Origin of the sequence: Acetobacter sp. JWB (genome assembly GCF_003323795.1) — a bacterium.
GTDB lineage: Bacteria > Pseudomonadota > Alphaproteobacteria > Acetobacterales > Acetobacteraceae > Acetobacter > Acetobacter oryzifermentans.
Genome location: NZ_CP030871.1, coordinates 793,642 through 817,178 on the forward strand (window position 1 = coordinate 793,642; position 23,537 = coordinate 817,178).

23 protein-coding genes are annotated in these 23,537 nt (G+C 56.7%); 14 read left to right on the top strand and 9 right to left on the bottom strand.

Annotation, left to right across the window (positions count from 1 at the left end):
• Positions 1 to 43: 43 nt before the first annotated feature.
• From DS739_RS03835 to DS739_RS03855, 5 genes are all read right to left on the bottom strand, one after another.
• Positions 44 to 1,045 (bottom strand): hypothetical protein, encoded by a 1,002-nt coding sequence (locus DS739_RS03835; protein ID WP_231621269.1) that lies wholly within the window; start codon positions 1,043 to 1,045, stop codon positions 44 to 46.
• A gap of 93 nt (positions 1,046 to 1,138) precedes the next feature.
• The gene (locus DS739_RS03840; RefSeq protein WP_006116272.1) at positions 1,139 to 2,089 is read right to left on the bottom strand and encodes an Hsp33 family molecular chaperone HslO; all 951 of its coding nucleotides are present in this window, start codon (positions 2,087 to 2,089) and stop codon (positions 1,139 to 1,141) included.
• A 123-nt stretch (positions 2,090 to 2,212) separates the two neighbouring features.
• On the bottom strand, positions 2,213 to 2,530 hold the full coding sequence (locus tag DS739_RS03845; protein ID WP_006116271.1) for a hypothetical protein: 318 nt from the start codon (positions 2,528 to 2,530) through the stop codon (positions 2,213 to 2,215).
• A gap of 4 nt (positions 2,531 to 2,534) precedes the next feature.
• Positions 2,535 to 3,521: an ornithine carbamoyltransferase gene (gene argF, locus DS739_RS03850; RefSeq protein ID WP_035354251.1), complete on the bottom strand. Its 987-nt coding sequence runs from the start codon at positions 3,519 to 3,521 to the stop codon at positions 2,535 to 2,537.
• 11 nt (positions 3,522 to 3,532) lie between these two features.
• Positions 3,533 to 4,741: an aspartate aminotransferase family protein gene (locus DS739_RS03855; RefSeq protein ID WP_006116269.1), complete on the bottom strand. Its 1,209-nt coding sequence runs from the start codon at positions 4,739 to 4,741 to the stop codon at positions 3,533 to 3,535.
• A gap of 238 nt (positions 4,742 to 4,979) precedes the next feature.
• Here DS739_RS03855 and DS739_RS03865 point away from each other — a divergent pair, with 238 nt between their 5' ends.
• The 12 genes from DS739_RS03865 to DS739_RS03920 all read left to right on the top strand — a co-directional run bounded on the left by DS739_RS03865 (position 4,980) and on the right by DS739_RS03920 (position 17,117).
• On the top strand, positions 4,980 to 5,639 hold the full coding sequence (locus DS739_RS03865; protein ID WP_035354053.1) for a RecX family transcriptional regulator: 660 nt from the start codon (positions 4,980 to 4,982) through the stop codon (positions 5,637 to 5,639).
• Positions 5,636 to 6,094 carry a CHAP domain-containing protein gene (locus tag DS739_RS03870; protein WP_035354051.1) on the top strand — a complete coding sequence of 153 codons (459 nt, stop codon included), beginning with the start codon at positions 5,636 to 5,638 and terminating at the stop codon, positions 6,092 to 6,094. The genes DS739_RS03865 and DS739_RS03870 overlap by 4 nt, the downstream gene beginning before the upstream one ends.
• A 129-nt stretch (positions 6,095 to 6,223) precedes the next feature.
• Positions 6,224 to 6,481 (top strand): twin-arginine translocase TatA/TatE family subunit, encoded by a 258-nt coding sequence (locus DS739_RS03875; protein WP_004448930.1) that lies wholly within the window; start codon positions 6,224 to 6,226, stop codon positions 6,479 to 6,481.
• 33 nt (positions 6,482 to 6,514) lie between these two features.
• Positions 6,515 to 7,138: a methylthioribulose 1-phosphate dehydratase gene (locus tag DS739_RS03880; protein WP_006116266.1), complete on the top strand. Its 624-nt coding sequence runs from the start codon at positions 6,515 to 6,517 to the stop codon at positions 7,136 to 7,138.
• The gene (locus tag DS739_RS03885; protein WP_006116265.1) at positions 7,135 to 7,680 is read left to right on the top strand and encodes an acireductone dioxygenase; all 546 of its coding nucleotides are present in this window, start codon (positions 7,135 to 7,137) and stop codon (positions 7,678 to 7,680) included. The genes DS739_RS03880 and DS739_RS03885 overlap by 4 nt, the downstream gene beginning before the upstream one ends.
• Positions 7,681 to 7,691: 11 nt before the next feature.
• A complete protein-coding gene (gene mtnC / locus DS739_RS03890; RefSeq protein WP_006116264.1) occupies positions 7,692 to 8,396 on the top strand; it encodes an acireductone synthase in 705 nt (234 codons plus the stop codon).
• Positions 8,397 to 8,398: 2 nt separating this feature from the next.
• Complete coding sequence (locus tag DS739_RS03895) at positions 8,399 to 9,346, top strand: bifunctional riboflavin kinase/FAD synthetase (protein ID WP_006116263.1); 948 nt, start codon at positions 8,399 to 8,401, stop codon at positions 9,344 to 9,346.
• Positions 9,347 to 9,518: 172 nt separating this feature from the next.
• Positions 9,519 to 12,434, top strand: a complete 2,916-nt coding sequence (gene ileS, locus DS739_RS03900) for an isoleucine--tRNA ligase (protein ID WP_006116261.1) — start codon at positions 9,519 to 9,521, stop codon at positions 12,432 to 12,434.
• On the top strand, positions 12,431 to 12,946 hold the full coding sequence (gene lspA, locus DS739_RS03905) for a signal peptidase II (protein WP_006116260.1): 516 nt from the start codon (positions 12,431 to 12,433) through the stop codon (positions 12,944 to 12,946). Before ileS ends, lspA begins: the two co-directional genes overlap by 4 nt.
• Positions 12,947 to 12,992: 46 nt before the next feature.
• On the top strand, positions 12,993 to 13,523 hold the full coding sequence (locus tag DS739_RS03910; RefSeq protein ID WP_035354048.1) for a DUF3035 domain-containing protein: 531 nt from the start codon (positions 12,993 to 12,995) through the stop codon (positions 13,521 to 13,523).
• A gap of 17 nt (positions 13,524 to 13,540) precedes the next feature.
• A complete protein-coding gene (gene mutL / locus DS739_RS03915) occupies positions 13,541 to 15,481 on the top strand; it encodes a DNA mismatch repair endonuclease MutL (RefSeq protein ID WP_006116257.1) in 1,941 nt (646 codons plus the stop codon).
• 118 nt (positions 15,482 to 15,599) lie between these two features.
• The gene (locus tag DS739_RS03920; protein WP_006116255.1) at positions 15,600 to 17,117 is read left to right on the top strand and encodes a NuoM family protein; all 1,518 of its coding nucleotides are present in this window, start codon (positions 15,600 to 15,602) and stop codon (positions 17,115 to 17,117) included.
• 25 nt (positions 17,118 to 17,142) lie between these two features.
• Here DS739_RS03920 and DS739_RS03925 read toward each other — a convergent pair whose 3' ends face one another.
• The 3 genes from DS739_RS03925 to DS739_RS03935 form a co-directional block, all read right to left on the bottom strand.
• Positions 17,143 to 18,063 carry a DMT family transporter gene (locus DS739_RS03925; protein WP_006116254.1) on the bottom strand — a complete coding sequence of 307 codons (921 nt, stop codon included), beginning with the start codon at positions 18,061 to 18,063 and terminating at the stop codon, positions 17,143 to 17,145.
• Positions 18,064 to 18,129: 66 nt separating this feature from the next.
• On the bottom strand, positions 18,130 to 20,169 hold the full coding sequence (gene parE / locus DS739_RS03930) for a DNA topoisomerase IV subunit B (protein WP_006116253.1): 2,040 nt from the start codon (positions 20,167 to 20,169) through the stop codon (positions 18,130 to 18,132).
• Between the two features lie 105 nt (positions 20,170 to 20,274).
• Positions 20,275 to 20,799: a hypothetical protein gene (locus DS739_RS03935; protein ID WP_035354045.1), complete on the bottom strand. Its 525-nt coding sequence runs from the start codon at positions 20,797 to 20,799 to the stop codon at positions 20,275 to 20,277.
• Between the two features lie 387 nt (positions 20,800 to 21,186).
• On the opposite strand from DS739_RS03935, the gene DS739_RS03940 reads away from it, so the two are divergent.
• A complete protein-coding gene (locus DS739_RS03940) occupies positions 21,187 to 21,714 on the top strand; it encodes an Ig-like domain-containing protein (protein WP_035354042.1) in 528 nt (175 codons plus the stop codon).
• 135 nt (positions 21,715 to 21,849) lie between these two features.
• Here the strand turns inward: DS739_RS03940 and DS739_RS03945 are convergent, their stop codons facing one another.
• On the bottom strand, positions 21,850 to 22,299 hold the full coding sequence (locus tag DS739_RS03945) for an Rrf2 family transcriptional regulator (RefSeq protein ID WP_006116249.1): 450 nt from the start codon (positions 22,297 to 22,299) through the stop codon (positions 21,850 to 21,852).
• 138 nt (positions 22,300 to 22,437) lie between these two features.
• Between DS739_RS03945 and cysK the strand changes: the two genes are divergently transcribed.
• Positions 22,438 to 23,439, top strand: coding sequence for a cysteine synthase A (gene cysK / locus DS739_RS03950; protein WP_170315303.1), 1,002 nt, complete (start codon positions 22,438 to 22,440; stop codon positions 23,437 to 23,439).
• Positions 23,440 to 23,537: the final 98 nt, after the last annotated feature.

Sequence of the window (23,537 nt, forward strand, 5' to 3'; positions counted from 1 at the left end):
CTATATGCGCCAGAATTTAAGGCAATTTGCTGAGGAAACAGCCTTATTGAGGCTGAGATGGCAGCTTGAGATAGCCCGCTTTGGGAGACGTGGCCTTTGTAGAAGATGAACTGGAGGACGAATCATCATCCTCACCTGCCGGGAAAATGGCGTTGGGTTCACTGTCCTGCACTTTGGTGGCTGCGGCAGGCTTGGTTTCCGTTGTGCTGGTGGAAGAAGGCATTGTGGCATCTGTGGAAGGCGCAACAATAGGCGCGTTTTCCGGCACCGTTACGGGGGATGTCGCCTGCCCGGTTTTAGCCGCAGAAACGGGAGAAAGCGCTTCTTGCGGAGCACCAGCACTTGTAGCACCGACAGAAGCCCCTGTGGTGGCATCTGTTGTGCCAGTATCTGAACCAGACGTAAGGGGCTGGGCCTGAATGGCGCCATCTACCGGCATACCTCCGGCATCCACCAGCCATTTACCCAAGGAGCGATGTACCTGTGTATCCAATTCGGTATTGATGCTGTCCATCATCCCTTTGGTTACGTTGTACAGGTTGGCTTGGCTTTCCGTATCCTCTGTGGGGTCTGGGTGCAGGCTCTGGGTGGCGTGGGCTTCTGTATGCGCGGTTTTGCTGCCATCGGGGTTAAGGATATCCAGATGCACATCTATCTGCCCCTGTAGCGTGCCGCCGGGTTCGTGCAGGATAGAAGCCCGATCAATTACAAACTGGGCGGAATTGGCGCTGGTAATGCCCCCTTTGGCGGCCAGCCTGTCCTGCACCATTTGGCGCAGGGCCTGTACGGGCGGGGTGGGGGATTTATAGCCGATATCGCCCGCAACCGGGTGGGTTGCAGTGTTATCCACCAATGTCAGGGTATTTACGTTGAGGTTGATCTGGCTGAGGTTATCATAGCGCAGCGGTGCAAACTGCGTAGGCTGCTTCTGATCCGCGCAGCCTGCCAGCAGGGCAGGAAACAGCAGCGCGGCTGTTAGGCCAGAAAGGCGCATGCGGGAAAACAGCATCATGGCGCAAAACCTCTTGTAAACTTTATCCGACATTCTCAAAAATGCCTGCCTTTTGGCAAAGACCTTATACCAGCAGCGCCTTAAGATATTGCGCTTATGGCCCTGCTGGCAAACTTTGATGCTTTTTTACTGTGTCTGCGTGGCAATATTTTTGCGCGCAAAGCGGAAATCTACATTACAGAATTCGCATGTCATCACGATGTTCCCGTCATCTTGGCACATGTGGTCCAGATCATCTTGAGGGAAGGTTTCCAGCACATTGGCCAACCGTGCGCGGGAGCAGCGGCACCCAAAGGCCAAAGCCCGTGGCTGGCTGACATGCAGGTCTTCTTCATGGAAAAGCCGGTGCAAAAGCTGCAATGTTGGCAGGCTATCGTCCAGCAGTTCCTTGGTGGAAAGCGTGTCTGCCAGAATGGTGGCTGTTTCCCAGCTTGCCTCTGCGGCTTCATCTTCCACCACGTGGCTGCCGCCTTCGCCCGCAATGCGTTCCAGTATCAGGCCGCCTGCGCGCCAGCCTGCATCGGTCATCTGGCAGGCAAGCATAATCCAACAGGCGTGCTGTTCACTGCTAGCAAAGTAATGCATGGCCATTGCAGACAGGTCATCCCCCGCAATTTCCACAATACCCTGATGGCGGTCCATCTCTGGCCCTTGGTCCACCGTAAGGGCCATATAACCATCGCCCAGCAGTTCGCGGTCTGTGGGTTTGGGTGTTTCGGCCAGCAGGGTTTCCAGCGCTTCATCATCCGTGCGGGCGTAAAAGCGCAGGGCACCAGTGTTGGTGCAGTCTGCCACCAGCATGGAAACAGGGCCATCGCCCTTTATCTGGAGCGAAAAAGACCCTTGAAACTTCAGTGCCGAAGCCAAAGCCGCCACCAGTGCCAACGCCTTGCCAGCAAGGCGGGTAACGGGGGCTGGGTGATCATGCCGTGTAAGAAGCGTATCCGCCAGCACGCCCAAACGCACCAGCCGACCACGCACGGGCCGACCAGCCAGATAAAAAGGTGTTACACCACCGGGCACCACCAAATCGGGCACATCTGGGCGATCACGGTCAAGAAAAGCAGGTTTTTCCATGGGAATTTAAGTTTGTCCTGAGTCCATCAAGAATACGGGAATATCAAGAACATGCGCCTGATGCGTGCGGACTCGGAGGGTGCTTTTCAGGCGGACAAAAAGGAAAAAGCGAAAAGCAGGGGGTTACGCCCCTGCGGAAATATCCAGTTCCAGCTTTTCCAGCTTCTGTTCAAGGGCGCGGCCGGTTTCTGAATCCATGTTCAAGCCTTCCTTGAGCGCAAGCAGCAAACCCTTGCGGCAGGCATCGTGCTCGCTATCCAGATCTTCCGTGCGGCCACAGCCAGCCAGACAATCCAGATAAGAGTTACGGAACGATGCCAACTTTTCTGCCGGAAACGGCAACGTAGCCAGAATAGCGTCCAGACTGCTTTCCACCCAACCGGGGGTGGCGGGTGTATCTTCGGTAGATGTCATGGAAACTGTTCTGTCTGTGCCGCTCATGTGCTTATTCCTTGCCGAAAGAGGTCCAGTTTGTGCCGCCCATTGTCCATGCCAGTACGCCTTTCTGGGCATGAAGGCGGTTTTCTGCCTCATCAAACACCACAGAATGCGGGCCTTCAAACACGTCCTTGGTCACTTCCTCTCCTATATGGGCAGGCAGGCAGTGCATGAACAGGGCTTCTGGCGCAGCAAGGGCCATTAAATCTGCATTTACGCGGTAGGGTTCCAGCTTGCTCATGCGGCTGGCGGCTTCCTTGGGTGAATCGGACATGCTGATCCATGTATCCGTCACCACGCAATCTGCGCCTTTTACGGCAGCTTTAGGGTCTATCGTCCATTCCACATCACCGCCTTCGGCACGGGCCCAGTCCAGCACATCCTGTGGGGGCTTCATGTCTGCGGGGGTGGCGGCACGCAGGGCAAAGCCAAAACGCACGGCCCCTTCAATAAGGGAAACCAGCACGTTGTTGCCATCCCCCGTCCACGCAAAGGTGCGCCCACGCACAGGGCCGCGGTGTTCCTCAAATGTCATGATATCGGCGAGAATCTGCACCGGATGAGAATGAGGTGTAAGACCATTGATAACAGGCACCGTGCTCCATTGTGCCAGTTCGTGCAGGGTTTTTGTATTGCCCGTGCGCAGCATAATGGCATCTACAAAGCGGGAGAGCACACGGGCCGTATCGGCAATGCTTTCACCCCGGCCAATTTGCATTTCCTGCGGGCTGAGCACCACGGCATCGCCCCCAAGCTGGCGAATACCCACTTCGAAAGAAACACGCGTGCGGGTGGAAGGCTTGGAAAGGATAAGCCCCAACTGCCGCCCGGCCAGCGGCTGGCGTGGGTGCAGCGGAAACCGACGCTTCTGCTGCATGCGCTTCATGCTGGCGGCTACATCCAGAATCTGGCGCAATGTGGCGGCATCCAGATCTTTCAGATCCAGAAAATGGCGTGGCGTAGCCAAAGAGGCAGAAGGCAGGGCAGTGGTCATATTGGCGGCGCTCACGCTGTTGGCTCCAGAACTGTTTTGTTGTTATGATTTTTTCTGATGGTGCTGACAGCCTGCGCCAGCAGAGCCACAGCTTGGCGGCATTCTTCTTCGGAAACAGTAAGCGGTGGCACAAGGCGCAGCACGTTATCGCCCGCCGTAACACACAAAAGCCCCGCATCCTGCGCGGCACCCTGCACATCGCCCACTGCGGGCACGCAGCGCAGGCCAATCAGCAGGCCAAGGCCACGGCGCTGGGCAAAAATATCTGGTGCATCTGCCACAAGGCTATCCAGCAGTTCATCCAGCAGGGCCGCGCGGGCGCAAACCTGATCCAAAAATCCGGGGGCCAGAATAACATCCAACACAGCGTTGCCAGCCGCACAGGCCAGCGGGTTGCCGCCAAATGTGGTGCCATGTGTGCCCGGTGTCATGGCCTTGGCAATGGTTTCCGTGGTAAGGATAGCCCCAATGGGGAAGCCCCCACCCAAACCTTTGGCTGTGCTGATAATATCCGGCTTAATGCCTGCCCATTCATGCGCAAACAGACGGCCTGTGCGGCCCACGCCACACTGCACTTCATCCAGCACCAGCAGCACGCCGGTTTCATCGCACAATGCGCGCAGGGCTTGCAGATATTCCGGGCTGGCCACCTTGATACCGCTTTCACCCTGAATAGGCTCCAGCATCACCGCTGCGGTATTGGGGGTAATGGCGGCTTTTACGGCTTCGATATCGTTAAACGGAACGTGCAGAAAGCCTTTTACAGGCTCACCAAAGCCTTCCAGATATTTGGGGTTGCCTGTGGCGGACAGCATAGCCAGCGTGCGGCCATGAAAAGCCCCATCCATGCAGATAATATCTGTGCGTTCGGGGTGACCTGCCATCATCTGGGCGCGGCGCGCCATCTTCACCATGCCTTCGTTGGCTTCTGCGCCGGAATTGCAGAAGAACACGCTATCGGCAAAGGAATGTTCCACCAGCCTGCGGGCCAGTTTTTCCGCTTGCGGAATCTGGAACAGGTTGGAAACGTGCATCACCTTTGCGGCCTGTGTGCTAATGGCTTCCACCATCTTGGGGTGTGCGTGGCCGATAGAGCACGTGGCAATACCCGCAGCAAAGTCTAGGAATCGTCGCCCGTCCGACGTTTGCAGCCAGGAGCCTTCTCCCCGCTCAAAGGCGAGATCAGCGCGCTTGTATGTCGGCATCAGGGCAGAAATCATGGAATCTGGTCTTTGTGTTGGCGGTTGTTGAACCTGCAAGGTGAGAAGTGGAATGCAGAACGAAAAACGCCCGCTGCCTTGATATAAGGTGAGCGGGCGGCCCGTATTGCGGGCGTATCATGGCCTTTTGTGCAGATTAAAGTCAAATATTCTGTGTGAAAAAATTCTGCATACGCAACATGCGCGGCATGGCCCGTTGCGTATTTTCCTACACGCAAGGAGTGGGTAAGAAAGAGGGATGATGCATTCTGGTTCTTCTTCATCTGCCCACACATCATCGGGGTTTCCGCAGCTTGATCGTCGCGTGTTGCGAGAGGCCGCGTTGGCGCATCTGGCACGGTTTGGCACCACGCGCCACGGGTTGGAACAAGTGCTTTTGCGCCGCATTGCGCGGTGGGAGAAACAGGCCCTTAAAGCCGGGGCAGATACGGAAGAAGTGGCCGAAGCCGTGCAGGCGCTGCGCCCCGTGGTGGCTGAAATATCAGAAGAAATGGTGCGCCTTGGCGCTGTGGACGATGCCAGTTTTGCCACATCCCGCGCACGCAGGTTGGTGCGGTCTGGCCGATCTGGCCGTGCGGTGCAGGCGCATCTGGCCGCGCGCGGCGTGGAGGCTGATCTGCGTGATGCCGCCTTGCAGGATGCGGTGGAAGGGTTTTCTCCTGCGCAAAGGGAGTTATGTGCGGCGCTGGTTCTGGCCCGCAAGCGCAGGATGGGGCCATTTGCCACGCCTTATGTTGCGGATGATGAGGTGGAGAGTGAGCAGGCTCTTGCCCGCAGGCACAAGGCGCTGGGTGTACTGGCCCGCGCGGGCTATGCGCAGGATGTGGCGGAACAGGTTTTGGATATGTCTCCCGCAGAAGCGGAGGACTGGATGCAACGTTTGAGGGCCGAATCGTGAAGCGTAGCCTTGTTCTTATTCTGCCTTTATTACTTGCTGCCTGTGCGGGTGGGCGTGGAAGTTGGAATGGATCTGTGCAGTGCGCGCCCTATGCGCGGGAACACTCCGCCATAAACCTGCGGGGTGCTGCGGCAAGTTGGTGGGGGGAAGCGCAGGGGCAATATAGCCGCACATCCTCGCCCCGCGCAGGGGATGTTATGGTGTTTCGGTCTACCGGCAGGCTGCCATCAGGCCATGTTTCTGTTGTGAAACAAGTGCGGAATTCACGCCTGGTGTTGGTGGACCATGCCAATTGGGAGCCGGGGCAAGTCACGCGCCATGCTCCTGTTGTTGATGTTTCCCCTAATAATAACTGGACACGTGTGCGCGTGTGGTGGAGCCCCATTCATGCCATGGGCAAAACGGTTTATCCGGTTTATGGCTTTATTGAACCAACGGGCACGGGTGGCAGTTAGCACCCAATAGGGGGGTAGGCCGCGTAAGGAAAAACTTGCAAGAAAGTGTTTCCGCCATCATGTACAAACTAAGGATGTGCAGCACACGCTCATTTTGGGCGCGTAATGCAAGTGTAGGGGACTGGTTTGATGGGTAGCTTGAGTATCTGGCACTGGCTGATCGTGCTTGTAGTTGTGCTTGTTGTTTTTGGCGGTGGCGGCAAGATCAGCTCGCTGATGGGCGATATGGCCAAGGGCATCAAATCCTTCAAGAAGCACATGGCGGATGATGAACCGATGGATGATGGCACGGCACGCCCCGGCAACGGGCATATTGCCCCACCTCCTGCATCTTCCACAGTGGAGCAGCGCACGGCTGCACCAGCGGATAAATCTGTCCAGCCGTAAGGCGCTGGCAGTTTAAGACGGGCAGATAACGCCATGGATCAAACCGTTACGGATTTTGCCCGTGCCGTGCAGGATATTCTGCTTGCCGGACAGCGTATGGATCAGCGCGGGTGGGTGCCTGCAACGGCAGGTAATATCAGCCGCAGGCTGGCGGATGGCCGCATAGCCATTACGCGCTCAGGTTGCCACAAAGGCTTTTTGCAAGCCGCAGACGTAATTACTGTGGATATGCAGGGCAAACCGCATAGCCCGGAAAATCGGCCCAGTGCGGAAACGCTGCTGCATTGCCAGATTTACCGCCACTTCCCCCATGTGGGCGCAGTGCTGCACGGGCATTCTGTGGCCTCCACCGTTCTGTCTATGGAGGAAGAAACAGCCGGACTTACACTGGCGGACTACGAAGTTCTGAAAGTGTTTGAAGGGCAGACCACGCACGAAACATCCGTGCAGCTGCCCTTGTTTGAGAACGATCAGGACATTGCGCGGCTGGCGGAAGTTGTGGAACCGTTTTTTGGTAGGGGTATGCCTGCGGGCTACATTATCCGAGGCCACGGTGTGTATGTGTGGGGCAAGGATATGCCCACCGCCCTTGCGCGGTTGGAGGGGCTGGAGTTCCTGCTGGCCTGCGCGCTTGAGCGAAGGAAGCTGCACGTATGAGTTCCCTGACAGTTTACAAAGATACCATCCCCGAACACCCCGTGCTGCAAACGCAGGACCCGGCAGAAATGGCGCGCGTTCTGGCCCCGCTAGGTGTGCGGTTTGAGCGTTGGGAAGGCCCACAGATTCCCCCAAGGGATGCGGACGAACAGGCCGTTCTGGATGTGTATGGCCCATTTCTGGACAAGCTGATGGGTGAAACCGGCGCAGGCTCTGCCGATGTGCTGCGTGTTAGCCCTTCTACGCCTAACAGAGAGGCCTTGCGGGACAAGTTCTTGTCCGAACATACGCATAGTGAAGATGAAATCCGCTTTTTTGTGCATGGCAGCGGGCACTTCATCCTGCACATTGCTGGCTATGTTTACGATGTGGAATGCACGCAAACCGATCTGATTTCTGTGCCTGAAGGCACAAAGCACTGGTTTGATGCCGGGCCAGAGCCAGATATGGTCACGCTGCGTATTTTCACACACAAGGAAGGCTGGGTAGCCCGCTATACAGGCACCGATATTGCCCGGCAGTTTCCATCTTACGCAAACTGATTGAGGGCATAATGGCCGATACCCGGATTCCTCCGCGCGTGGTGCTGCTGGATATTGAAGGCACCACCCTGCCAGTGGCTTTTGTGCATAAAGTGCTGTTTCCCTACGCGCGCAAACACCTGCCCGCATTGCTGGAACAGCACGAAAACCCAGTGGTGCAGGAAGCATTGGCACAGATTGCCCAAGAAGCCCCCGGCGTGCCCCCGCTGGAGCAGCTTGAACGCTGGATGGCGCAAGATGCCAAAGTTGCCCCGCTTAAAAGCCTGCAAGGCTTGTGCTGGCAGCAGGGTTATGAAAAAGGGGAGCTGGAAGCCCAGCTTTACTCGGATGTTGAGCCTACCTTAAAGGCATGGAAAGCCGCAGGCCTTACGCTTGCAGTGTATTCCTCTGGCTCCGAAGCCGCGCAGAAGCTGATTTATGGCTATACCGAGCAGGGGAACCTGACCTCGCTTTTCAGTGCGTTTTTTGATCTGCGCGTTGGTGGTAAGAAAAGCGCACAAAGTTATCGCCATATTCTGGAACAAAGTGGCTGGCAGGGGCAGGATGTGCTGTTTCTGTCCGATGTGGTGGCAGAATTGGATGCAGCAGCCCAAGCTGGTTTGCGTGTATGCCAGATTGCCCGCCCGGAAGATGGCACGGTGGCAGGTACCACCCACCCTGTAGCGCAATCTCTGCCGCAGGCGGGGCAGATGTTCGGCCTGCCGGAAGGAGCATAAAAGTGCTGAAAGCACAGTTGCACACAAACTGGCGGGATATTCCGCCAGAAGCGCACGGCTGTGCGGCAGCGCTTGGCAATTTTGATGGTGTGCATCTAGGCCACGCCCATCTGGTTCATTCCACCCACGCGGCCCGGCCAGATCTGCCCTTGGCGGTGGTAACGTTTGAGCCCCACCCGCGAGAACTCTTTCGCCCGCAGGATCCACCATTCCGCCTGAGCTTGCCGGATGAGCGCTTTGCTGCCTTACAGGCGTTAGGTGTGCAGCATGTATTCCAGATCGGGTTTGATGAAGCATTTTCCCGCATGACGGCGGAGCGGTTTGTAGAAGACGTGCTGCACGATGCCCTGTGCCTGCGCCACGTTGCTTGTGGGCCAGATTTTGCATTCGGGTATCGCCGTGGGGGCGATGTTACGTTCTTGGCCGAACGCACGGGCGAGCTAGGTATGGGCTTTACATCCGTGCCCGCATTGGCAGATGCCGCCGGGCCGTATTCCTCCACCCGTATCCGGCGGCTGTTGCAGGAAGGATACCCCGAACGTGCTACGGAAGAGCTTGGTCGTCCGTGGTTTATTCGTGGCCAAGTGCAGCATGGTGATAAGCGCGGGCGTTTGCTGGGCTTCCCGACAGCCAACATCCCGCTTGGGCGGCATTTAGAGCCCGCACGTGGGGTTTACGCCGTAACGGTGCGCCTGCCCGGCGGCTATACGCGGCCCGGCGTGGCCAATATTGGCCGCAGGCCCACCATTAACGATGGGCAGGAAAGCCGCGTAGAAGTGAACCTGTTTGACTTTGATGGTGATCTGTACGGCCAAACGCTTTCTGTGGCGTTGCACAAAATGTTGCGGCCAGAACAGCGTTTTGCCGGGCTGGATGAACTCAAAGCCCAGATTGCGCAGGATGCGCAGCAGGCACGCATGGTTCTGAACGCCGAACTGGCAGGCATATAACCCTCTATAAAAGCGCAGGCAGATGGGGCAGAATATATTTTGCGGCTGCAATGTGGCCGTTCATGCTTGACCCTGCGCTTGTCCTTTTTGATAAGAGCCTGAATGCAAGATGGTTTGACCAGCATATGCGGGGCCAGACCATGAACCCGAACTGAAGTGACATCACCCGCTCATGACCACATCCAGCAGCGACCAGGACACCCAATCCCCCGCCGATCTGTATCGTGATACGGTGTTCCTGCCCCGTACCTCTTTCCCCATGCGCGGGGGCCTGCCAAAGCAGGAACCTCAGTGGCTGAAAAAGTGGGCAGAAACCGGGCTGGATGGGCGGCTGAAACAGCAGGCGGAAGGGCGGCCTGTCTTCACGTTGCATGATGGCCCCCCATACGCCAATGGTCACCTGCACATTGGCCATGCCATGAACAAGATCAACAAGGATGTGATCAATCGTGCGCATCGCATGTCCGGTTATGGTGTGCGCTATGTGCCGGGGTGGGATTGCCACGGCCTTCCGATTGAATGGAAGGTGGAAGAAAAATACCGCAAGGCAAAGAAAGACAAGGATTCCGTGCCTGTGCTGGAATTCCGTGCTGAATGCCGGGCTTATGCGGGTGAGTGGCTGAATATCCAGATGCAGGAGTTCCAGCGGCTTGGTGTGCAGGCGGAATGGCAGAATCGCTACGCCACCATGGATTTCTCATCCGAAGCAGCCATTGTAAATGAAATTGGCAAGTTCCTGCTTAACGGGCGGCTGTATCGTGGCCTGCGCCCCGTTATGTGGAGCCCGGTTGAAAAAACCGCTCTGGCCGAAGCCGAAATTGAATATCACGATCACACATCCACTACCATTCTGGTGGCCTTTCCGGTTGTAAGAGACCCCACACCAGCCCATGCGCTGGAGGATGTGTCTGTTGTGATCTGGACCACCACCCCGTGGACCATCCCCGGTAACCGCGCTTTGGCGTATGGGCCAGAAATTACCTACGTGGTGCTGCGGGTGGATGAAACGGGTGAGGGCGCATTGCTTGAACCCGGCGTAAAGGTGCTGGTGGCCGAAGCGTTGGTGGAGGCCTTCTGTCAGGAAGCCCACGTTACCGCGCACCATATTCTCTACACCCTGCCGGGTAGCGCGCTGAAGGGGGCTGTATGCGCCCATCCGCTGCGTGGCGCCGGGTATGATTTTGATGTGCCCATGTTGCCGGGTGAATTTGTCACCACCGAGGCTGGTACTGGCCTTGTGCACATGGCGCCTTCTCATGGTGAGGATGACTTCCAGCTTTGCCGCATGTACGGCGTGGAAGTGCCGGAAGTTGTGCAGGCCGATGGCACATATGCTCCGTGGGTGGCAGGCTTTGCAGGCACGCACGTGTTCAAGGCGGCCGATGTTGTGTGCTCCACGCTGGAAGCGGTGATGGAACACGCCAACGCCAACGGCACAGCTCCGGCTGGCTTGGTGGGGCGTGGTGAAATTGTGCATTCCTACCCGCATTCATGGCGTTCCCGCGCTCCGGTTATCTACCGTGCTACGCCGCAATGGTTCATCCGCATGGACGGTGAAGATTCGCTGCGTGAAAAAGCCCTTAAAGCGCTGGAAGATGTTACATTCGTGCCTGCACAGGCGCGCAACCGCTTAACATCCATGATCCGCACCCGGCCAGATTGGTGCATTAGCCGCCAGCGCGCATGGGGCGTGCCTATTGCCGTGTTTGTTGAAAAACGCACTGGCGAAGTGCTGCGCGATGCCGATGTAATGCAGCGCGTGGTAGCGGCCTTTCAGGAAGAAGGGGCAGATGCCTGGTATAGTTCTGAACCTGCACGCTTCCTCGGCCCGGATCGGAACCCGGATGACTACGATCAGGTGTTCGATATTGTGGATGTGTGGTTTGAAAGTGGCTCCACCCACGCCTTCGTGCTGGGCCATCCGGGATTGAACTTTCCTGCCGATCTGTATCTGGAAGGCTCAGACCAGCATCGTGGCTGGTTCCAGTCTTCCCTGCTGGAAAGTGTCGGCACGCGCGGGGTTTCACCTTACAAAGCAGTCGTTACCAACGGTTTTGTTCTGGATGAACAAGGCCGCAAAATGTCCAAATCCCTCGGCAACGTGATTGCCCCGCAGGATGTGAATGACAGCTTGGGTGCAGATGTGCTGCGCCTGTGGGTGGTAAACTCCGATACCAATGATGATTTGCGCATTGGCAAGGAAATTCTCAAACAGCAGGGCGAACTTTACCGCCGCCTGCGCAACACGTTGCGTTGGCTGCTGGGTGCGCTGGATGGCTACACAGAAGCAGAAGCCGTGCCTTATGCTGAACTACCAGAGCTGGAACGCTGGGTGCTGCATCGCCTAACAGAACTGGGCGGCCTGATTGCGCGCGCGGTGGAAACGCATGAATGGGTGGGTGTGTATCCGGCCCTGCATGGGTTCTGCACCACGGATCTGTCTGCTTTCTACTTTGATATCCGTAAGGATGCGCTGTATTGCGATGCGCCTTCCGACCCCACACGCCGCGCAGCCCGCACAGTGCTGGATATCCTGCACCGGTGCTTAACAACATGGTTGGCCCCCGTGCTGGTGTTTACGGCGGAAGAAGCATGGACATCCCGCTTTGGGCCAGACCAGAGCGTGCATGAACAGGTATTTCCTGAACTACCAGCAGAATGGAATGACCCGGCATTGGATGAACGCTGGGCGCGTATCCGTTCCGTGCGGCGTATCATTACCACGGAAATTGAAGGCGCCCGGCGCGAAGGCACCATTGGATCTTCCCTTCAGGCGCAGGTTGAACTGACGTTTTCTGAGGAAGAAGCTGCACTGTTTGCTGGTGTAAACTGGAGCGAACTGGCCATTGTCTCCCACGTGGATGTGGTGGTGGACCCCACGTCTTCCTCCATTTACGTGGAAGGGGATGAAGGCGGCACGCTGCATGGTGCCCCGGTTGTGCAAGTTGCGGACGGTGAAAAATGCGTGCGCTGCTGGAAGGTTCTGCCAGAAACTGGCACGCGGGATGATTACGCAGGCCTGTGCCTGCGCTGCGCCGATGTGGTGGAAGAACAGGGCGGCCCACGCACAGGGCAGGAGGGCGCGTGAGTTCTCGCCCCTTCATGCTGCGTCCGGCAGGTCTTGGCCTGCTGATGCTGATGCTTACTCTTTCAGCAGATCAACTGAGTAAATACTGGATTCTGTACGGGCTGGATCTGCCCGCACGGGGTTCTGTTAAAGTGCTGCCGTTCCTTAACTTCACTATGGTATGGAATCACGCCGTTACTTTTGGCATGTTTGGCGGCCTTGGCGGGGCAGGGCGGATTGTATTTTCCGCCATTGCGCTGGCCGTGGCCTGCTGCCTGCTGGTATGGATTTTTCGCACCCACAGCAAACTAACCGCTGCATGCGTTGGGGCCATTACAGGCGGGGCCATTGGCAACGTTATGGACCGTGTGCGCTATGGGGCCGTGGTGGATTTTCTGCATGCCCACGCTTTTGGGTGGTCATGGTATGTATTCAACGTGGCAGATTCCGCTATAGTATGCGCCGTATGTATGCTGCTGGTGCAGAATTTTCTGGCAGGCGGGCAGCAACAAGACAACGTAAAAACCGGGTAACCCCCAAAGGGCTGGGTGTTTTTTCAGGATGAGTGGAAGGCAGACGATGGCGCGCCGTGTTTCGACACTGATTTCTCCGCTGCTGCTTCTTGGCGGCTGCTTTTTGCTAAGTGGCTGCTCAGGAAACGAAGCCGCCCGTGCTTTCGGGCTGGAACGCAGCCTGCCGGATGAATACACGGTTACAACCCGTGCTCCGCTTTCCATGCCGCCATCAGATGAGCTGGTAAAGCCCACAAAGGGTGATGATCGCAGGCAGGATGAAAGTGAACGCCTGCAGGCGCTGGAAACACTTTCCCCCGATGTGGCGCTGCGCGGCACAAATGGTGATACCAGTGAAGGCCAGACCATTTTGGTGAATGAAGCCACAGAGGCATCGGATGCGCCAGACCGGGGAGAACTGGGTGAAGCCGGTTCGGGCTTTGTGCAGGAACTGATGTTCTGGAAAGGCGGCAAGGCTGGGGGCGTCGTGGATGCGGATGGAGAAAACCGCCGCCTGAAAACCAATGCGGCCTTGGGCAATTCACCCACCAAAGGCGTTACACCTACACAGCACCCCAAAGGCTCCGGTCTGTTCTGATCGGAAAGGTCTGACGCATGTCCGGCCTGTTTGCTGAACCCGGTATGGATACAAACCAGCCCGAAACATTGCCCCATGTGCGGCGGCTGCCAGAGGTTATTGTCAACCGCATTGCTGCGGGTGAGGTCATAGAACGCCCCGCCGCAGCAGTGAAGGAGCTGGTTGAAAACGCGATAGATGCAGGTGCCCGCAGGCTGGAGGTTTCTCTCGCAGGCGGGGGTGTGGACCGCATTATCGTTACAGATGATGGTGTGGGCATGTCCGCCGATGATCTGGCTTTGGCGGTAGATCGGCACTGCACATCCAAACTGCGTGATGAAACATTGGTGCATATCAGCACGCTCGGTTTTCGGGGGGAGGCTTTGCCCTCCATCGGGGCGGCGGCGCGGCTGTGCATAACTTCCCGCCCAAAGGGAGAAAGCGGCGCGTGGCGGATTAGGGTAGAAGGCGGCAAGGTTTCCCCCGTTGAACCCGCAGCCGGAGCACCGGGTACCAGCGTGGTGGTGGAAGACCTGTTTTTTGCCACGCCTGCCCGCCGCAAATTTCTGAAAAGCGCGCGCGTAGAAGGCCGACACGCTGAAAACGTGGTGCGGCGTCTGGCCTTGGCTGTACCGCAAACGGCCTTTCGCTTTGTGCTGGATGAGCGCGTGCTATTTGATCTGCCCGCGCAGGATATGGCTGCCCGCTCTGCTGCCTTGTTGGATGCCAGCGAGGCCGATGGTTTTCTGGAAATTTCTGGGGAACGCGATGGCATGACCCTAAGCGGGTTTATCTGCCCGCCATCAGTGCATCGTTCCACGGCTAATGGGCAGTTCATGCTGGTGAATGGCCGCCCTGTGGTGGACCCAGTGCTTAAAACCGCCGTGCGCGTGGCCTATAGGCGTGTGATCGAACCCGGCAGGCACCCCGTGGTGGCAATTATGCTTACGGTGCCGCCCGATCGGGTGGATGTAAACGTGCACCCTGCTAAAACAGAATTGCGCTTTGCGGATGAAGCAGGCGTGCGCTCCTTGGTTATTGGCACCATTCAGCGTGCGTTAGAGCATGGGGCTGGCAGTGTGGGCATGCGGCCTGTGCTTTCTTCCGCACCACGGCAAGCCCGTATTTGGTATCCGCCAGAAAAAGGGGCTGCGCCGCCTATGCCTGCTCCCGCGTTTCATACCCCAACGCCAGAAGGTGTGCGTTTTGCAGAAGGCCGGTTGCAGTTTGGTGATGCCCCGGCCGCCAGAACTTTACCGCCTGTTGCCATGCCTTCTCCCAGCGCTGGGTGGGATGCCTCAGCAGTCAACACGCCAACAACCGGGCAAGCTGCATCATCATATGTGATGGATGGGGCCTCTGGGCCATCAGTAGCAGCAGATCACCCCTTGGGTGCGGCAATTGCGCAGGTGTTGGACACATATATTCTGGCCGTAGCGGCAGATGGCAGTTTGGTGCTGGTGGATCAGCACGCAGCGCATGAGCGGCTAACGCATGAGCGTTTGCGGGCGCAGTTTTTAAGCGGGCATGTGCAGGCGCAGCGTTTGTTGGTGCCCGATGTGGTGGATCTACCCCGCGTGCAAGTGGAACTGCTGTTGGCACGCCAGCCCACGCTGGAAAAACTGGGTGTGGAAATTGAAGCCTTTGGCGGCGACTCCGTTTTGGTAAGAGCCTTGCCCGCCATGCTGCGCAGTAGCGATGCCGTAAACCTGCTGCGTGATCTGGCAGATGAGTTGGAAGCGGATGAAAACGGTGCGCCAGATGAAATGGCAGCGCTTGATGGGCGGTTAGATGCCGTTATTGCCCGCATGGCCTGCCACGGTAGTATTCGGGCCGGGCGCAGGCTGAGCGTGGAGGAAATGAACGCGCTGCTCCGCCAGATGGAAGAAACACCCCGTGCAGGCACATGCTCACACGGGCGGCCCACGTGGTTGAAGCTGAGCAAGGCTGATCTCGAAAAGTTGTTTGGCCGCCGTTAAGAATATGGCTGTTCTGCGTGGTGTGATCGGCTGAACGTGAACGCCCACCTGCTGGTGTCAGCCCGCAAAAAAGAGCAGGTTTGCAGCATCTTCATGTAACCTGAATGGTGGTGATGCCGTGCAGCCCATCCTGCTTTCGCTCATAACCTATCTTCCTCTTGTTGCGGCGTTGGTGGCATTTTTTGCCCCCGGCAGGCCAGAGCAGCAAGATAGTACAGCCCGGTGGGTTGGGCTGTGGAGCAGCCTGATCACCCTTGGCCTTAGCGTGCTAATGTGGCTGGAGTTTGATCCCACTCAGCCCGGTCTGCAATTTGAAACACGCCTGCGCTGGATGGGGGATTACGGTATTTCCTACCATACGGGGGTGGATGGCATCAGCTTGGTGTTTATTCTGCTAACAGCGTTTTTAACCCCATTGGCGTTAGGGGCAGGCTGGCGTAGCGTGCAAACACAGGGGCGGCAGTTTGTAGCTGCCATGCTGGCGTTGGAAACAGCCTTGTTCGGCCTGTTTTCTGCCCAGGATATGCTACTGTTTTACGTGTTTTACGAAGCAACGCTTATCCCCGGTAGCCTGATGATTGGCGTTTGGGGTGGGCCAAAGCGCGTTTGGGCCTCGCTTCAGTTCTTTCTGTTTACGTTTGGTGGCTCGCTGTTCATGCTGGTGGGGCTTATCACCATGTGGCTGCAAACAGGCACCACGGATATTCCAGCCCTCATGCACGCAGGTTTTTCCCAGCCCTTGCAGGGGTGGTTGCTGCTGGCTTTCCTGCTGGCTTTTGGTGTCAAACTGCCGCTGTTTCCGCTGCACGCGTGGCTGCCAGATGCGTATTCCGAGGCCCCAACGCCAGCTTCGGCCATGCTATCTGGCGTGCTTTCCAAAACCGGCGCTTATGGGCTGTTACGCTTTGGGGTGCTGATGTTCCCCGATGCAGTGCGTCTGTTTGCGCCTTATGTGCTGGCTCTTGGTGTTGTGGCTATTATTTACGCAGCCTTTGTGGCCTTTGCCCAAACAGACATGAAGCGCGTGATTGCGTATTCCTCCTTTTCCCACATGGGTATGATTGCCGTGGGGCTGTTTACGCTCACGGCAGAAGGTATTGATGGCGCAATCTTTCAGATGCTCTCTCATGGGGTGGTGATCGCAGCGCTCTTCTTCTGCGTGGCAGCGGTGGCATGGCGGGCAGAAACCCAGCAGATTGATGCACTGGGCGGTGTTGCGCGCCAGATGCCGGTGCTGGCGCTGTTGGCCATGTTGTTTACAATGGCCAATGTAGGGCTGCCGGGCACGGGGTCCTTTGTTGGGGAATTGTTGGTGCTTATGGGCGCTGTGCATGTTTCCTTCTGGGTGGCGTTGCTGGCAGGTAGCACCATGATTATGGGCGCGGTTTACATGCTCTCACTGTATCGGCGGGTGCTGTTTGGCGGCGTAAAAGGCACGGTAAGCCTTCTGCGAGATCTAACCGCCGCAGAAATTGCCGTGCTGGCCCCATTGGCTATCGTAACATTGTGGATGGGTGTGCATCCGGGCAGCTTTACCCGGTTGTTTGACCCCGTGATCATGCAGGCCATTCACGGTAGCGCTGCCAATGTGGCTTCAGCCACTGGCCATACTGTTTTTCATGTGGCCGCCCGCTAATAGGGCTTAAAACACGCTCAGGTTTCTAGTTGGGCAGTTCTGGCACATCTCGTGCTGGAACTGCCTTTTGTTTGGGTTTGCTGGGGCTAAGAATAATGCCAGCCGAGGCTGCAACCACGCACAAAATTCCGCAAAGCTGAAGTAGAGAGGGCGTTTCGTGCAGGATGACCGCTCCCGCCACGGTTGCGCATACAGGTTCCAGACTGCTGAGAATGCCGATATCGCGGGCATTCAAGTTCTGCATGGCCAGCATTTCCAGAGAATAGGGTAGGGCCGAAGAACAGAACGCTACCAAAACGCCCAGCCCCAACATGGCAGGGGCTGAAAAGCCGATAATCAGCGCAGGCACAAAGCAGGGCAAAAAGACAACGCAGGCACCGCATGCCATGCCCAGTGCGCAGGCATGTGCCCCCGGTACCTTACCAGCCACACGCTGCCCAAACAGAATGTAAAGCGCCCAGCACAGCGCAGCCATGAGGGCAAAACCCACACCTGCAAAATCGGTTTTGGTGGATGCAGATGGATTGAGCACAAGTGCCAGCCCCAACACGGTAAGCAGAATCCAGCCAATATCAGACAGCTTGCGAGAGCCCACAAAAGCCACAACAAGTGGGCCAATAAATTCCAATGTAACAGTTGTGCCTAGTGGAATGTGTTGGAGCGCCAGATAGAAGCAGAGGTTCATGCCTGTCATGGCCAACCCGTAAGGGATGACCAGCCGCAGAACATGGACGGACAGAAACCTCCAGCTTCTAAAAAACGGCACCAGCATAAATGCTGCCAGGCAGACGCGCAGGCCCACAACGCCAGATGTGCCAAATACCGGAAAAATGGATTTGGCGAGGGAAGAGCCAAACTGAATGCACACCATGCTGGTTAACAATTGGGATAAAGCCAGCAGGCGTGTGCGAAGGGGCAGAGAGGCAGAAGAAGGGGCTTCTGTCATGCACGCCCATGTGGCAGATGTGCAAGCCCCAAGCCATACGGCCCGCCTACCACGTAGGAGAGCGGGTTAAACATCTAGCAGATCATCCACTGTGCTTGCGTGTTCCTGAATAAAGGCAAAGCGCAGTTCTGGCTTACGGCCCATCAGGCTTTCCACCCGCTGGCGTGTTGCCAGCCTGTCTTCCTGCGGGGTGATCACGCGCAGCAGCGTGCGGCGTTTGGGGTCCATTGTTGTTTGTTTTAGATCCCCCGGCGGCATTTCCCCCAGCCCTTTAAAGCGGGACACATCTATTTTGCCACGCGCCTTGAACTCGGTTTTCATTTTGCGGTCACGGTCTGCATCATCCATGGCGTAAACCGATTTCGCGCCTTGTGTCAGGCGGTAGAGCGGGGGCTGGGCCAGATACAGGTGCCCGTTGCGGATAAGCTCTGGCAGCTCACGGTAAAAGAATGTCATGAGCAGCGAGGCAATGTGCGCGCCATCCACGTCTGCATCGGTCATGATAATCACGCGGCCATAGCGCAGTTTGGAAAGATCGAATCTATCGCCCGATCCACAGCCTAATGCTTCAATCAGATCGCGCAGTTCCTGATTCCCGCGCAATTTTTCTGCCGTGGCGCTGGCAACGTTTAGAATTTTACCGCGCAAGGGCAAAACGGCCTGTGTTTCACGGTTACGGGCCTGTTTGGCAGAACCACCAGCCGAGTCGCCCTCCACCAGAAAGATTTCTGTATCCGGGGCAAACTCCTTGGTGCAATCCGTCAGCTTGCCGGGCAGGCGCAGGCGGCGCGTTGCACTTTTGCGCGGTGTTTCTTTTTGCTCCTTACGGCGTAGGCGTTCCTCTGCCCGTTCTATGGCAAAGCCCAGCAGCGTATCGGCCTGTGGCGGGTTTTGCGCCAGCCAGTGGTCAAACCTGTCTCGCAAAGCCGTTTCCACCAACTTGCTGGCGGTGGATGAGGTGAGTTTTTCCTTGGTCTGGCCCTGAAACTGCGGATCACGAATAAACACGGAAAGCCGGCCTGCGCTCATGCCCAGCACATCTTCTGCCGTAATGGCGGAGGCTTTTTTGATGGAGCGTTGGTCTCCCCACGCGCGCAGGCCTTTTACCAGCGCGTTGCGGAAGCCGGTTTCATGTGTGCCGCCTTGCGGGGTGGGGATGGTGTTACAGTAAGACACCAGAGAAGCCGAGCCGTTTTCTAAAAACGCCACGGCCCATTCCACCTTGCCGTTATCTGTGCCGTCTGCTGCTGGCGGCAGAGGTGCCTCGCCAGCCCACAGAGGGGTAAGGAGTGGGGCCTTGGGGCCAAGCTCATCCGTAAGGCTGTCTGCCAACCCACCGGGGAAGTGTAGGGTGGCTTCTGCGGGTGTTTCATCTCCTGTCTTGATCAGCGCAGGATCGCACGACCAGCGGATAGTGACACCACGGAACAGAAACGCCTTGGAGCGGCAGAGCCGGTAAAGGCGGGCAGGCACAAATACATGTGTGCCAAAAATTTCAGGATCAGGTTGAAAGCTGATTTGCGTGCCGCGTCGGTTAGGCGCTGCGCCTACTTTTTCCAGCTTTGTTACGGGTTTACCGCGTTCGTACACCTGTTTCCATACGGTGCGATCACGCGCAATTTCCACTTCCATGCGGGTGGAAAGCGCATTCACCACGGAAGAACCAACCCCGTGCAAACCGCCAGATGTAGCGTAAGCCTTGCCAGAAAACTTACCCCCGGCATGCAGGGTTGTAAGAATAACTTCCAGCGCAGAACGATCTGGAAAGCGCGGGTGCGGGTCTACCGGAATACCGCGCCCGTTATCCCGAATGGTCAGGCGGTTTTCTGTATCCAGCCGCACATCAATGGTGTTGGCATGGCCCGCCACGGCTTCATCCATGGCGTTATCAAGAATTTCCGCTGCCAGATGGTGCAGCGCACTTTCATCCGTACCGCCAATATACATGCCGGGGCGGCGGCGTACGGGTTCCAGCCCCTCCAGAACCTCAATGGCGCTGGCATCATAGGCCTGTGCAGAGTCTGCCTGCGTTCCCGGCTTGGCATCGCGGGATTTGCCGGTGGAGGATTTGCGGGCTGGCGGGGTATTGGAAAACAGATCGCTCATGCGAGAAATCTGTCCCGCGTTGGCGCTGATTCGTCAAGCGTAGTGGTGAGGGGGCGGCAAGCTTTTAACAGCTTCCTAGCCAAAGCCCCCTTACCAGCGGGCTTTTTATGCGCGGCGTGTGGTACGGCGGCGCGTTGTGGTGTGCGTAGAACGGGAAGCAGAAGGCGCTGCGCATGTTTCAAAGGAAGCAGGCTGCGTGACGTCCTTGGCATCGGAGTAGCTGGAAAGATCTTCCCCGCTTTCCAGTGCATTCACTTCATCAAACATGGCAAGGCGCTGCTGGCAGAAAATGGTGCCAGACTGCAGGCCACGTTCAGACTGCACGTTGGCCAACTGCGTGATGTAATCATCATGCTCCTGCTGGGCACGGCGGCCATAGGTGGTGCGGAAGTAGCCGTTCAGGCGTTCTTCTTCCCGCAGGAGGGTGGTGCGAAACTTGGCCACGAATGCGTTGTAGCGATCCTGCGCACCGCAAGACAGTGCGGTAACCATTAGTTCGCTTTTTAGGCCCTGCACGTTAAAGGCTTCGTGCGCAGGGGAGTGGCCACATTCGCTGGCGGCAAAGGAAGCCGAGCTGTGCAGAACGCCCGCGGCAAGAACCCCCGCGGCAAGGAAACGGGAAAAGGACATAGTACCTCCGACAGATGCTGGAAAGGGAATACCGCATTCACGCAAGAAAGAAACTGGTATTTTTTCATACCCTCTGCCTGCTTTGGTGGTTGCGGATAAACCAGCATGTTATTTTGGCGTAAAAGTTGGAAAAATAGGCCGCTCTGTTTAGCAGAATATTTGCGGTTAAAAGATGTTTTCGCGCAGTTGTGTGGATGTTGATACGCCACAAGCTGCCAACGTGTGCTGTATGCCTCTTCCTTCCTGCTGCGGGATGTTTTAAAGGCAAATGCGAATCATGCTTTGTGGGTAGGGGCAGATGCCCGGTTTGGGCCTCTTTCCATTCAGCCCCGAAGCGTGCAGAAGAGATTGCAAGTTTAATTGATACAACAGAAGCGGAGCTGTCGAGTGCGCTTACGAGGAATTGCCGGTTTGGCGCTAACTGGTGGGATGCTTGCCGGCTGTGCAACAACGGGCGGCCCTATTCATATCGGGTCCCCCAATCCCTTTGGGTACCTTAAAAAGTCTGCCGTGTGCAGCACAACGCCTATCAAGAAAGAGGCTGATGGCTCACTTTCCACCACCATGACCGTGCGGTCTGATGATGGTCTGTGTGAAGTGCTGGTAGATCAGCCCGGTGGCAAGGCGTATGCATCCTTTGGGGTTTCTCCTGCGCCAGAGCACGGCAAGGCGTTCCTGTACACGCTGGATAGCGATACGCATGTTACCTACACCCCCACACTGGGCTATGCTGGGCAGGATAAGTTTACGGTTATCCTTATTCCCGGCCCCGGTCAGCAGCGTACACGCCTGACAGTGACGGCGCAGGTAGATGCAACGGGTGTGGTTATTCCGCACGCGGCTGTAACGGCACCTGCCGCAGAAGCTCCTAAAAAGAAAGCAGTGGTGCGTAAGGCTGTTACGCGTAAGCGTTAATTTGGCCTGCTACCCAGTTTTTGGGTGATAGAATTAAAAAAAACGGTGTTCCAGAAATGGAGCACCGTTTTTTTTATGCTCTGATGTGCCGGGCAAAACCCGGCAGCAAGATGGGCAAGATGGGCAAGATAAAAACTAAATGGAAAATGTAATAGGCTCAGCCAATGGGCGCTTCAGCCCTGCGGATTCTGCCTGTTTAACCAGATCATCCAGTGTGGTTTTGCCCATCTGCGTGATGAGCTTCTGATCAAATTTATCCCAGCACGGGGCCAGAACTTTCTGGAAAAGCGCACCCTGCGGGCCATCATTGGCATCGGTATCTGTGTTCAGTACGGCTTCAATAATATCCACCAAGGCAATATCGCGCCGGGGGCGGCCAAGCCGATAGCCCCCACGTGGGCCACGAATGCTTTCCAGCAAACCAGAACGAGAAAGAGCCTGAAGCAGTGGTTCTATGCCACGCCGCGCCAGTTCGGAGCGTTCTGCAATATCAGCAGCACTTACCGTGCCGGAACGCCCAGCGTGAAACGCAACATCCAGCATAATAAGAACGGCGGTCATGGCTCTATCACGACGGAGGATCATGCAAAACAGTCCCTGTCTTGGTTGGGGTATGGTTGATGATGTTTTATTTCCAGATCTTATGTTCAGTATAGCAGCACAGATATGGTTTATCTACGCTATAAATTCGTATTATATGGGTCTGAGAATTGTAAAACAGACATGGGAGAAATTCTAATGGCAGCATCAACGCAGGAAAAAGCGGATTACGGCTTTGCTGCACCCAGAGGGCGGGTTTACGAGTCTGTCCTTAATTTGGTGGGGGGCACGCCGCTTGTTGCGTTGCCACGGTTGACACAGGAAGATGAGCTGAAAGCCCGCGTACTGCTGAAGCTGGAGTTTTTTAACCCGCTTAGTTCTGTAAAAGACAGGATCGGCACTGCCATGGTGCTGGATGCTGAACGCAAGGGCCTGATTACACCGGGCCGTACTTTGCTGGTTGAACCCACTTCGGGCAATACGGGCATTTCTCTGGCGTTTGTAGCTGCTGCACGGGGCTATAGGCTGATTGTAACCATGCCAGAAGGGGCCTCTATTGAGCGGCGGCGTATGCTGCGCCTGATGGATGCGCAGGTAGAGCTTACGCCCGCACGTTTGGGGATGGCCGGGGCCATTGCCCGCGCAAACGAAATTCTGAACGAAACCCCAGATGCGTGGATGCCAGATCAGTTTGATAATCCGGCAAACCCCGCAGTACATGCCGCCACCACGGCAGAGGAAATCTGGGTAGATACCGCAGGCAAGGTGGATGTGGTTGTGGCCGGTGTTGGCACTGGCGGCACGGCCACCGGCATTGCAGAAGCCCTCAAACCCCGCTGCAATACGCTACAGGTTTTTGGTGTAGAACCGGCGGAAAGTGCGATTCTGAATGGTGATGAACCCGGTCCCCACGGTATTCAGGGTATTGGCCCCGGTTTTTGTCCCGCCACGCTGAATACAAAGCTGCTGGATGGTGTCATCACTGTTTCAGAGCGTGAGGCCATTGCGGCGGCGCGCCGTTGCGCCCGTTTGGATGGTATTCCGGTAGGTATTTCCTCTGGGGCATCTTTGCACGCAGCGTTACAACTGGCTGTGCAGGATGAATACAAAGGTAAAACCATTGTAGCCATTGCGCCTTCCTTTGCTGAACGCTACCTGTCCACCCCTCTGTTTACCGGCCTGTAAGGTCGGTTCTCTGCGGTCAGATTTGGCCCGGTAGCCACAAAAAAGCCCGTTCGGCCATATGGCCAACGGGCTTTTTTTGAAGCTGTAAAGCTGAAGCA